This window comes from Colwellia sp. BRX10-1, assembly GCF_014077545.1.
GTDB lineage: Bacteria > Pseudomonadota > Gammaproteobacteria > Enterobacterales > Alteromonadaceae > Colwellia_A.
The window spans coordinates 214,186-226,176 of the sequence record NZ_JACGWC010000001.1; the positions used below are offsets into that span (position 1 = coordinate 214,186).

General features: G+C 38.7%; 5 protein-coding genes and 2 pseudogenes. 6 read left to right on the top strand and 1 reads right to left on the bottom strand.

The window, feature by feature from the left end; genetic code table 11:
* Nucleotides 1-83 precede the first annotated feature (83 nt).
* The 3 genes and pseudogenes from nirB to H4J75_RS00955 form a co-directional block, all read left to right on the top strand.
* Nucleotides 84-1,538: pseudogene (gene nirB / locus H4J75_RS00945) on the top strand (nitrite reductase large subunit NirB); the annotation flags it as partial.
* 97 nt (nucleotides 1,539-1,635) lie between these two features.
* On the top strand, nucleotides 1,636-4,326 hold the full coding sequence (locus H4J75_RS00950; protein ID WP_182221104.1) for a nitrate reductase: 2,691 nt from the start codon (nucleotides 1,636-1,638) through the stop codon (nucleotides 4,324-4,326).
* Nucleotides 4,327-4,463: 137 nt separating this feature from the next.
* Entirely contained in the window at nucleotides 4,464-5,165 is a 702-nt protein-coding gene (locus H4J75_RS00955) for a VC0807 family protein (RefSeq protein WP_182213403.1), read from the top strand.
* 131 nt (nucleotides 5,166-5,296) lie between these two features.
* Here the strand turns inward: H4J75_RS00955 and H4J75_RS00960 are convergent.
* A pseudogene (locus H4J75_RS00960) lies at nucleotides 5,297-6,811 on the bottom strand (leucyl aminopeptidase).
* Nucleotides 6,812-7,079: 268 nt separating this feature from the next.
* Between H4J75_RS00960 and ltaE the strand changes: the two are divergent.
* From ltaE to H4J75_RS00975, 3 genes are all read left to right on the top strand, one after another.
* Nucleotides 7,080-8,099, top strand: a complete 1,020-nt coding sequence (gene ltaE, locus H4J75_RS00965) for a low-specificity L-threonine aldolase (protein ID WP_182221105.1) — start codon at nucleotides 7,080-7,082, stop codon at nucleotides 8,097-8,099.
* A 99-nt stretch (nucleotides 8,100-8,198) separates the two neighbouring features.
* Nucleotides 8,199-9,461 carry a PotD/PotF family extracellular solute-binding protein gene (locus H4J75_RS00970; RefSeq protein ID WP_182213400.1) on the top strand — a complete coding sequence of 421 codons (1,263 nt, stop codon included), beginning with the start codon at nucleotides 8,199-8,201 and terminating at the stop codon, nucleotides 9,459-9,461.
* Nucleotides 9,462-9,515: 54 nt separating this feature from the next.
* Entirely contained in the window at nucleotides 9,516-11,825 is a 2,310-nt protein-coding gene (locus H4J75_RS00975) for an ATP-binding protein (RefSeq protein WP_182221106.1), read from the top strand.
* The last annotated feature ends 166 nt before the right edge of the window (nucleotides 11,826-11,991 follow it).

The following is an 11,991-nucleotide window of genomic DNA, read 5'->3' on the forward strand; positions in this document are numbered from 1 at the left end:
CAGGTTTGTTAAGCGTTATCACAAATTGTAAACCCATATCACTATTGCAGCAGGTAAATAAAATTAGCTCAAGTAACCAACAAATCATAGAGAAACAAAAAGTTGTCGTGGTCGGTAACGGCATGGTGGGTCACCATTTTGTTGAGCAATTGGCTCAAATGAACACAGCTGCTCAAGCCATTGAGATAACCGTTTTGTCAGCAGAGCCTCGCCTTGCTTATGACCGTGTTCACCTTTCAACATACTTTAGCGGTAAAACAGGGGCAGATCTGGCCATGGCTGACGAAACAACTTACCAAGATTGGACGGTAAATTTTCAAACTAATGCCAAAGTTGTTGATATCGATCGCAGCAATAAGCATGTTGTCACACAAAACGGCCAAGTTATCGCTTATGACAAACTCATCTTAGCCACTGGCTCTTATCCTTTTGTACCGCCTATTCCAGGAAAAGACCGCGAGCATTGTTTGGTTTATCGCACCATAGATGACTTAGATAAGATTCAGGCCAGCGCAAAGGTCAGTAAAGTGGGGCTGGTTATCGGCGGTGGTTTACTCGGCCTTGAAGCTGCAAATGCGCTAAGCCACTTAGGCTTAAAAACCCATGTGGTTGAATTTGCATCACAATTAATGGGGGTACAAATTGATGCTGGTGGCGGTCGCTTATTAAAAGAAAAAATTGAAGCTTTGGGTGTTGAGGTGCATACATCAAAAGCCACCAGTGTAATTGAAGACGGCGAAATCTGTCGTTATAAACTGTGTTTTAGTGATAATACCGAGCTAGAAACTGACCTTATTTTATTTTCCGCAGGTATTCGCCCTTATGACAATCTAGCTAAATCATTCGCGCTTGAAATGGGTGAACGAGGCGGTATTGTGATTAATGACCACTGCCAAACCTCAGATAAAAATATCTATGCGATTGGCGAATGTGCGCTTTGGAACAACTTCATTTTTGGTTTAGTGGCGCCGGGTTACCAGATGGCTAAAGTGGCGGCAAAACATATTATGGGTGAACAAGCCTTGTTTACCGGTGCTGATATGAGTACCAAATTAAAACTCATGGGTGTTGAAGTAGGCTCAATAGGTGACGCTCACGCAAAAACACCTGGGGCAATAACCTATACCTATCAAAATCAACCGGCTGGCGTTTACAAGAAAATTGTTATCTCTAGTGACAAAAGCAAAATGCTTGGCGCAGTATTAATTGGTGATACCCGTGAATACGACACGTTATTGCAATATATGCTTAATGACATAGATTTACCTGAATCACCCGAAACGCTGATATTACCTTGGTCAGGTGAAAAGCCAACATTAGACGTTGGTGCACTACCTGATAGCGCGATTATTTGTTCATGTCATCAGGTCACAAAAAGCAATATTATCAGCTCAATCGATCAAGGAGCTTATACCCTAGATGATATTAAAATTTGTACTAAAGCCAGTAGCGGATGTGGCGGTTGTAGCGCTTTATTGAAAAATCTGGCTGAGGCAGAATTTGCAAGCCGTGCTGTGAAAGTTAAACAAGATATTTGTCTAAATGTCATCGAATAAAATTCGAACATAAATAAATAAACAAAACATCCCATATAAAGCGGGCTGTATATCATTCTCTGTTTTAAAGGTAAATTTTATGAGTTGTTCTCAATCGTCACATATTGTTCAATCAACTTGTGCATACTGTGGTGTAGGTTGTGGTATTGATATTACGGTTAACAATGGCAAGGCCAGTGCATTAGTCGGCACCATAGAGCACCCAGCCAACTTTGGACAACTGTGCGTTAAAGGTACCAATTTATTAGCCACCACAGATTTAACCAACCGCTTGCTTGAGCCACAAATAAATAATAAAACGGTTGATTGGTCAACAGCGACAAATCATGTTGCCGATAAATTTACACAAATTATTAAAGAGCATGGCGCTGATGCCGTGGCTTTTTATGTATCAGGACAGCTACTGACTGAAGATTATTATCTGGCGAATAAATTAATGAAAGGCTATATAGGTTCAGCCAATATAGATACCAATTCGCGCCTTTGCATGTCTTCAGCGGTTGCCGCTTATAAGCGCAGTTTCGGTGAGGACGTTGTACCATGTAGCTATGACGATTTAGACAGTACAGAGCTGTTATTAATTACCGGCTCTAATGCCGCTTGGACCCATCCGGTATTATTTCAACGTATTGAACGTGCTAAAAAACGTAATCCAGCGATGAAAATTGTGGTTATTGACCCGCGTAAAACCGCAACCTGTCAAATAGCTGATTATTTTTTACCGATAAAGCCAGGCACTGACGCCGCATTTTTTAACGGTCTTTTAAACTACTTAAGCGCTAACAATGGCTTAAATAATGACTATATTGCACAGCATACCCAAGGTTTCGAACAAGCTTTATTAGCAGCAAAAAAATGGTCACTCGCTGAAGTATCAGCCTATTGCGATCTTGACCAACAAACCCTTGCCAGTGTCTATAAATTATTTGCCGACACTGAAAAAGTACTCAGCTTTTATTCAATGGGCATTAACCAGTCAAACTCAGGCACTGATAAGTGTCAAAGCATTATTAATTGTCATTTAGCCACCGGAAAAATAGCCAAAGACGGTTGTGGGCCTTTTTCTATCACAGGTCAACCCAACGCTATGGGCGGTAGAGAAGTGGGAGGTTTGTCTAATCAATTAGCCGCTCATATGGATATTGAAAACCCTGAACACCGCTCAACAGTGCAACGTTTTTGGCAATCCCCCACGATCGCTGTTAAAGCAGGTTATAAGGCGGTTGATCTGTTTGACGCTATCGATGAAGGTAAAATAAAAGCGGTCTGGATAATGGCAACTAACCCGATGGTAAGCTTGCCCAACGTTAAAAAAATAGCCCAAGCATTAAATAAATGTGAATATGTTGTGGTCTCAGACTGTGCTGAAAACAATGATACGTTAGACTTTGCTGATGTAAAACTACCGGCAACGCCATGGCTAGAAAAAAACGGTACCGTGACCAACTCAGAGCGCCGAATTTCGCGCCAAACTAATGCTATAGCTCCGAGCGGACAAGCAAAGCACGACTGGCAAATTATTGCGGACGTTGCCACGGCCATGGGTTTTTCAGGCTTTAACTATTCACACGTTAGTGAGGTATTTAGAGAGTTCGCTCAACTGTCAGGTTTTGAAAACAATGGCAAACGAGTCTTTGATATCTCTGCATTTTCAGCCATTACTCCAAAACAGTATAACCGTTTAAAGCCTCTACAATGGCCAGTTAATGATACCTATCCTGAAGGTAAAAAACGTGTTTATGAAGAGGGTAAGTTTTCTACCCTTTCAGGTAAAGCTGTCTTTTTTCCTATTACGCCACGCCAGCCAACTCAAAAATTATCCGCTAAATTTCCCTTTAGGTTAAACAGTGGTCGATTAAGAGATCAATGGCATACGATGTCTCGAACCGGCAAATCCCCTCAGCTCACCGCTCATACCGATAAATGTTACCTTTATATTAATCCTGATGACGCGGCGCGATTAAGCATAGTAGATGATGAGATAGTCAATATTGCATCAAACACTGGGCAAGTAAAAGTGCATGCAAAGTTAGATAAAAACCAGCGTTCTAATGAATGTTTTATGCCTATTCATTGGAATAAGCAATTTGCGTCTAGCGCAAATGTTAACAGCTTATATGAGAGCATTACCGACCCGTTTTCTGGTCAACCTGAAATGAAGCATGGCGCGATCGCATTAAGCAAAACAGATTTTGTCCAGTTTGGTCAACTTCATCTTAGCGAAGAATTTATCGTGCAATGCCAAATGAGTAATGACTTTTGGAATAAAGCACGCACCCATTATGGCCTTAGTTATCAATTTGCTAATATTGAACTTGAAAGTGACCTTTTAAATTGGTGTCAAACAAGCAGCCATATATCTGGTGAGTGGCACCAATTTAGCCAAGCAGGCACCTCTTACATTATTTGCTTACAAGCCAATAAATTAGTTTTCTTATGTTATGTGTCAACAACACAGCCCCGTATTGAAAGCGCATGGCTTAATTATGCTTTTGGTCAGTCATCTCTAAGCGAAGCCAATATTAAATCTTTACTCGCAGGGACTTCAAGTGAAGAGTTTTCCAAAGGTAAACAAATTTGCAGCTGCTTTAATATTGGTGAAAAAGACATTGTAGGCGCCATTAAAGGCGGCTGTAGTTCTGTTGAACAATTAGGAGAGGGGTTAAAATGTGGCACAAACTGTGGTTCATGTAAATCAGAATTAGCTGCATTACTTAGTGAACATCACATCGATAAAGCCACATTAATTAACAGCTCCTGGGGAGAATAATGGATAGTGCTTGCCAGTAAATGTAAAGCTTGCGAGCACTAGCAGATTATAATATGACATTTTAGCTATTATTAGATAAAATGTCGGCAGACTTAAATAAACTGGCGATGGTCAGTTGTGCCTAAATATGAAATATAATGCCAATTCAAACACCTGTTAAACGCCCGAATACCTTTTTAGAACTCCTATATAATATTGCTATTCCATCGATTATTTTAATGAAACTTTCGACAGATGAGTATTTAGGCACTGTACCGGCCTTAATTTTTGCCTTATTGTTTCCACTCGGTTATGGCTTGTATGATTTCATTAAAAACAAGTCGATGAATTTTATTTCCTTATTAGGATTTTTCAGTACCTTGTTAACGGGTGGCATAGGTTTATTTGAACTGGACGTTGAATGGCTCGCTATCAAAGAAGCTGCCATTCCATCTGTTATCGGCATAGTTGTGCTGATATCTGGTTTTTGGGGAAAACCCTTAATTGCTAAAATATTGTTAAATCCACTGTTATTTAATTTAGATTTAATCTATCAAACGCTAGCAAGCAAAAACAAAACTGATCAGTTTAAAGCAAGAATTCAGTGGGCAAATCATCTTTTAGCTTCAACCTTTGTTTTTTCTGCCACGATGAATTACCTATTAGCTAAATGGATTGTTATTAGCCCCGCTGGCACAGTAGAGTTTAATGAGCAACTTGGTGAAATGACACTGTTAAGCTATCCCGTGATTGCCGTACCTTCAATGGTGATGCTAATTGCAATTATGTTCTATGTGGTAAAAAGTACCATGAAATTAACAGATTTAACGTTAGAAAAAATATTAAACGGTGAGAAATAACCTCCTAACTACCGATTAATTACCGATTAATTACCGATTAATTATAGACGGATGTAAGTGGCTAACCCTCGACCTACTCCGTCTATTTTCAATAAAGTCAATTTTTGTATTGCTCAGTTAATAATCCTGTACTATTTTTCTTTAGTCATTAACCATTCAGACAATAACCTCACCCCAAAACCTGTACCGCCGGTGGGTACTTCATCTTTTGCTTTACTGCTAAGCGCATTACCGGCAATATCAAGATGAGCCCATCGTACATCGCCAACAAAGTGCTGGAGAAAACTAGCTGCTGTGGTTGCACCTGGCCCACCTGAACCGGTATTCTTTAAATCAGCAATGTCCGTTTCAAGCATATCTTTATACCCTAGCGGTAATCGCCATAAATTTTCATTCACTTGTTTACCTGCAAAGGTTAATTCGGTAACTAACGCTTCGTCATCTGAGAATAAACCCGCGTAACGATCACCTAATGCTCGAACTTTTGAGCCCGTTAAAGTGGCTAAATCTATCATGATTTCTGGCTTGTAGTATTGACGCGCATACCAGAGTGCATCAGATAAAACCAAGCGCCCTTCTGCATCTGTATTAACCACCTCAACCGTTAGCCCTTCTGCTGTTTTAACGACATCACCAGGTGCTATAGAAAATTGAGAGACCATATTAGCTGCCATCCCCATGACAGCAACAACATTCACTTTAGCTTTATTTAAAGCAAGTCCCTTAATAGTCCCTAACGCTGCAGCTGCACCGGCCATATCCGACTTCATTCGGGCAATAGATGCGCCGGTTTTAATACTATAGCCACCAGAGTCAAAGGTAATACCTTTTCCCACTAAAGCGATCGGTGCTTCATCGTTGCCTTGATAATGGGCAACAACTAAACGTGACCCTTCTTTACTACCACGGCCAACAGCCTCAAGTGCTCCCATACCTAATTTTTTAATCTGTTTAGGCGTTAACACTTTTATTTCAACACCTAGTTTTTTTAACTCTTTTGCCGCATTAGCAAAAGCAACAGGTGTCATCTCAGTGGGAACTTCACTGGTTAAATCTCGCGCTAAAAAGACACCTTGCTCGATATTAGCTAATGGGGCATACGCTGCTTGAGCTTGCTTGCCATTTTCAACATCAAACATAAACGTTTTTTCACTACGCTTTTCATTGTGATACTGCTCAAAACGATGAGCACGTAAACTTACACCATGTGCCAATAAAGATGCGGCAGTATTGCTAGACACTAAATCATCAGTTGATACTTTAATAACCTGAGTTAATTTAGTGTCTAACTTAGCCAATAAGTTACCGCCCAAAGCGGTCAACTTATCTTTACTCAGTTGTGCTTGTGGGCCTGTTCCAACAATTAACACACGCTCATAATGTAAACCATAAGGTGCAACAACTTGTAAAAAGCTACCGTACTCACTGCTGAAATCTTCTGCTTTCACAGCTCTACTTAAGTGACCTTGACTTTCCTTATCGAATGCAGAGAAATCACTATTTTACCCCTCTTTTGTGTGAAAGATAACTAAGGTATCTGCAACCGTTGAAACAGAATCTGCAAAAGTTATTGTTTCTGCCAATACCGTTGTGCTAGCAAGCATAGCGCCTAAAACAACTGAGATGGTGGTACGTTTTAACAACATAAAAACCTCTATTTAATGGATAATAAGAATAATATTAAGATATACGACAATAAAGTCATATTAGTTCAATGACTATTCCAAGGAAAATATTCATATAAAATAGGATTTTATAGCGATCAATTAAAGATTAATATGATTGATTTTTATCTGGTATTTAATAAAAAACATTATCAATGTATGTCTTTTTTAAAATGGTGTTAATTACCTATATTTAGGGCGGCATAACCGTTTATACTTTCTTGCTATTAATATTTGATTTGGATTTAACATGATTGATTTTCGCTCTGACACCGTAACAAGACCCTCCTTGAAAATGCGTAATGCAATGTCACAGGCAGAGGTTGGTGATGATGTTTATGGTGACGACCCAACCGTAAACGAATTAGAGCAATGGTCTGCCAAACGTCATGGTTTTGATGCTGCACTCTTTTGTAGCTCGGGGACACAAGCAAATCTACTCGCCTTAATGGCACACTGTCAGCGAGGCGACGAGTATTTGTGTGGCCAACAAGCCCACAATTACAAATTTGAAGGTGGTGGCGCGGCAGTACTAGGTTCAATTCAACCGCAACCGATAGAAAATGAGAAAGATGGCACCCTTTGCTTAATTAAGCTTGCCCAAGCGATTAAACCCGATGATTCGCATTTTGCTCACACAAAACTGGTTAGCATTGAAAATACCATAAATGGTAAAGTACTGCCGTTACACTATTTAGCAGAACTGCGCGAGTTTGTTAATAAGCATCAATTAAGCTTGCATTTAGATGGCGCGCGCGTATACAACGCTGCGACCGCATTAGACGTAGATATCACTGAAATAGCCCAATATTTTGATAGCATGTCGATTTGTTTATCTAAAGGCTTAGGCGCACCAATTGGCTCATTATTGCTAGGTTCAACGCAAATCATCAAGCAGGCAAGAAGATGGCGAAAAGTGCTGGGTGGCGGAATGCGTCAAGCCGGTATTCTCTGTGCAGCAGCTAAAATAGCGTTAACCGAAAATGTTGAAAAACTTAAAGTTGACCACGAAAATGCTTATTACTTGGCAGAGCAACTTAATAAAATAAGCGGGTTTACTGTTAATGTAGAGCAAGTCACCACTAATATGGTCTTTGTAAAAGTCGACAGTTCTATCGATATTAATGCCATGGCTAACGCGCTAAAAACAAAAAACATTATAATATCCCCCAGTGAAAACATGCGTTTGGTAACTCACTTAGATATTAGTAAAGCAGATATTAATAGCTTTATTACAGCGGTAAAAAATCACTTAACGAGCGTAGCTTAAATTTTTAACTAAAAAGTAAATATTGTGCTATTCGTAATAGATTATTTTGATTAATTATCTATACTCGATATATCAAATAAATTATATGCGAAAAATCAAATGGATAAGTCTCGTAGAAGCGTGATTAAGAAAATAGCCTTAGGCGGCGCGGCAACCATAGCCATTGCCAAAGCGCCCTATGTATTTGCGCGCAATAAGGTGACCTTACGCATTTTGGGTACGCATGTAACATTACAAGAAGAATTACGACAAAAAGCGATGGAAGACCTAGGGATAAATTTGATATTTGAGCCTAAAGGTAGCGCTGCAGTTTTACAAAAAGCGTCAATGTTTCCTCAGTCATTTGATCTCTATGAGCAATGGTCAAACAGTATTAATGTGCTTTGGCGCTCTGGTGCTATTCAATCGATAGACAAAAGAAGAATAACCCATTGGGATGAAATTAATAACCTAAGTAAAACAGGAAAAATAACGCAGTCGGCGAAACTCGGTGACGGCGATGCACCTTATAAAATATTACACGTACAAAAAAACAATCAATTAGGCGAAAACCATACCAACGATTTAAGTTTCTTACCCTATGTGCATAATGTTGACTCTTTTGGCTACAACACTGACTTTATTAAAAAAGGCATACCTTACGAGACTGAAAGTTGGGGCTGGCTATTAGATGAAAAATACAGTGGCCGTGTCGGTATTATCAATGCGCCGACCATAGGTCTTTTTGACTTAGCTCTCGCCGCACAAGCTAAGAATCTAATGTCATTTAATAATATTGGCGCCATGACCAAGCCAGAATTAGACAAACTTTTTGGTATATTAATAGGATTGAAACAAGCAGGTCACTTCAGTGGTTTATGGACTTCGGTGCCTGAGTCGATTCAATTTATGAAATCGGGTCGTGTGGTAATAGAAAGCATGTTTTCTCCTGCTGTAGCCTCACTAAACGGGATGAATGTGCCGGTAACTTACGCAGCACCTAAAGAGGGTTATCGCGGTTGGCACGGAGTCATGTGTTTATCTAAGGCGACAACTGGCAAGGTAAAAGACGCAGCCTATGATTATATGAATTGGTGGCTATCTGGTTGGCCAGGTGCTTACATTGCCAGACAAGGCTATTATATTTCAAACCCTGAGCGTACTGCTCGCTACCTTTCTCCTCAAGAGTGGGATTACTGGTATGACGGAAAACCCGCCGCGATCGACTTAAAAGGTACTGATAATAAAGTATCTGTTTATAAAGGAAATATTCGTCGCGGGGGCAGTTATGAAAAACGATTTAGCAATGTTGCTGTTTGGAATACCGTTATGCCAACCTATGACTATAGCCTGCAAAAGTGGTATGAATTTATTAATGCTTAAACAATCAAATTTTTATGCCAATATAATAAGCATTCAAACTCAAGGGTGCCAGTAATGTTTCGAAGTTTAAAAACACAATTGATGCTTTCGCTCGCCCTCATTATTTTACTTTTTATCGGCCAGGAGACTGTTTCGTATCAGAACCAAAAACGATTAGTAACGGGCTTAGCCTCTAATCAAGAAATAGTTGATGGAGTCGTTCAGGTTAAAGCATTAGAGAAAGATGTTTTAGATTTACAGCGCAATGTGCTTATTTATAAAGAAAATCAAGCTTCTTCAGTATTAAAACGATTAAATGACATTATGAGTTCGGTAACGGGGAAATTAGCTATAACCTCGCTCTTTATCGAAAAAAATAACATTGGCACCGATCAGCAAGTCGCGATAGAGAGTATGCGCGATCACTTAAAAGCTTATCGAGAAAACTTTGATTCGGTTGTCTTACTCATCGATAAAAAAAGTGAATTATTTAATAAAACTATAGTAACTCACTTAAGCCATCTAAATACCATCACCGCTGAGGCATCTAATGGTATTCATCTTAACCAATCTATTCAAACGACTCATGTAACAACCAAGAGACTTGCAGATCTGACTTCGGCCCTACAACTTTCGGCTTATCAATACTTTATCCGACCTAATACTGAGAATATTACCAACTTTCAGTCTATTTTTAGCCAAGTAGAAAGTACCGCAGCGCCACTTAATATCGATGGCTTTACTTCAACATTAACCGCTTTATCTAGTGACTTTAATTTGTTGACGCAAGTAACCCGAAATTATAATTACTTAGTCAATGTGGTTATGTCTGGCTCTGCTAACGAATTTTTATATTTAGCAAAAAATTTAAGTGAAGTTGCTTTAACCCATCTTGATTCAAGTAACGCTCAGCTGAACACCCTAGTTGAAGAGTCTGTTATTCGTGGCAATATTATGTTTATTCTTGGTATTTTCCTGACCAGTCTTATTACTGTCTATATTTTGAAAAGACTTATATTTCCAATAGAAAAAGTAACTCAAGTATTTAATGCACTTGCTGAAAATAAAATAATTAATGAAAAGCTTGAACTTAACGTTAATCGCAAAGATGAGATAGGTCATCTAATGAAATCGGCGACTATATTTCAATTAAAAAACAAACAAACCAATGATTTATTACAACAGTCACAACAATTAAATCAACAGCTGGTTCTATCACAAAAAAGGGCTGAACAGGCAACTAAAGCAAAAAGCATGTTTTTAGCAAATATGAGTCATGAAATTAGAACACCAATGAATGGTGTGGTTGGTATGCTGAGTTTATTATCTAACACGCCACTAAATGATGAACAAAAAGAATATATTAATTTGGTAAATTCGAGCTCTGAATCATTGTTGACCTTAATTAATAGTATTTTAGACTACTCTAAAATTGAATCAGGAAAACTAGCAATAGAAAGTATTCATTTTAATGTCACTGATATTATTAACGAAGTGGTCATAATAATGAATGCACTTGCTGAAAAAAAATCATTAGTACTTAACATTAGGTCGATGTCACTTTCACAAAAGACCGTTATTGGCGATCCTACAAGACTTAAACAAATACTGATTAATCTGCTAAGTAATGCCATTAAGTTTACCGAGCAAGGCACTATTGACCTTGAAGTTGAACTGACAGAAATAAATAAAGAACAACTTAACTTCTCGTGTAAAGTCAGTGACACAGGTATAGGCCTTTCAGAAGAACAGCAGCAGAATATTTTCACTCCATTTTCTCAAGCTGATAATTCAACCACTCGAAAATATGGCGGTACAGGTTTAGGTTTAACGATTGTAAAACAGTTATGTGAACTTATGTCCGGAGGTATAGATATAAAAAGCACCTTAAATAAAGGTAGCTGCTTTTCCTTTTATTTAGTTTATCAAAAACCAGAAAATGATATTACTGACAGTGTTGAGCCAGACATCACAATTAACCCGGTTAACTTATCCTTTAAAAAAATACTTTTGGTGGAAGACAATAGAATAAATCAAATTGTTGCCACTAAAATTCTAACCAAATTAACGTTAAGTGCCGACATAGCCGTAAATGGTATTAACGCGCTAGAAAAACTAAACTCGTCTAGTTACGATTTAATTTTGATGGACTGTCAGATGCCTGAAATGGACGGCTATCAAACAACTAAAGCTATTCGAGCCGGTGAGGCAGGGAAAGAGCATCAAGATATTGCGATTATCGCTATGACTGCCAATGCGATGAAAGGAGATAAAGAAAGGTGTTTAAGTGCCGGTATGAACGACTACCTGGCTAAACCCATTGATATCAATAAACTCCACCAAAAACTTACGTTTTGGATGAATAAAAATAATAAAACATCATAAAAATAGGGTTTTTAGTATTAATGATGTGATAAAAATCATCAATACTAAAAGTTAAATCGGCGTGTGACTAAGACGACAAGGCCTAAAGTAAAATACCCCATGTTGACGGTTCAGGTACGCAGTGGGTATTGGCTTAGTACCGGCAAAGGATATTTCAATGCGGGTA

Bases quoted from the DNA above. Each gene is read 5' to 3' on its own strand.
- H4J75_RS00975 (WP_182221106.1), top strand. From the start codon at position 9,516: ATGTTTCGAAGTTTAAAAACACAATTGATGCTTTCGCTCGCCCTCATT.
- H4J75_RS00955 (WP_182213403.1), top strand. From the start codon at position 4,464: ATGCCAATTCAAACACCTGTTAAACGCCCGAATACCTTTTTAGAACTC.
- ltaE (WP_182221105.1), top strand. From the start codon at position 7,080: ATGATTGATTTTCGCTCTGACACCGTAACAAGACCCTCCTTGAAAATG.
- H4J75_RS00950 (WP_182221104.1), top strand. From the start codon at position 1,636: ATGAGTTGTTCTCAATCGTCACATATTGTTCAATCAACTTGTGCATAC.
- H4J75_RS00970 (WP_182213400.1), top strand. From the start codon at position 8,199: ATGGATAAGTCTCGTAGAAGCGTGATTAAGAAAATAGCCTTAGGCGGC.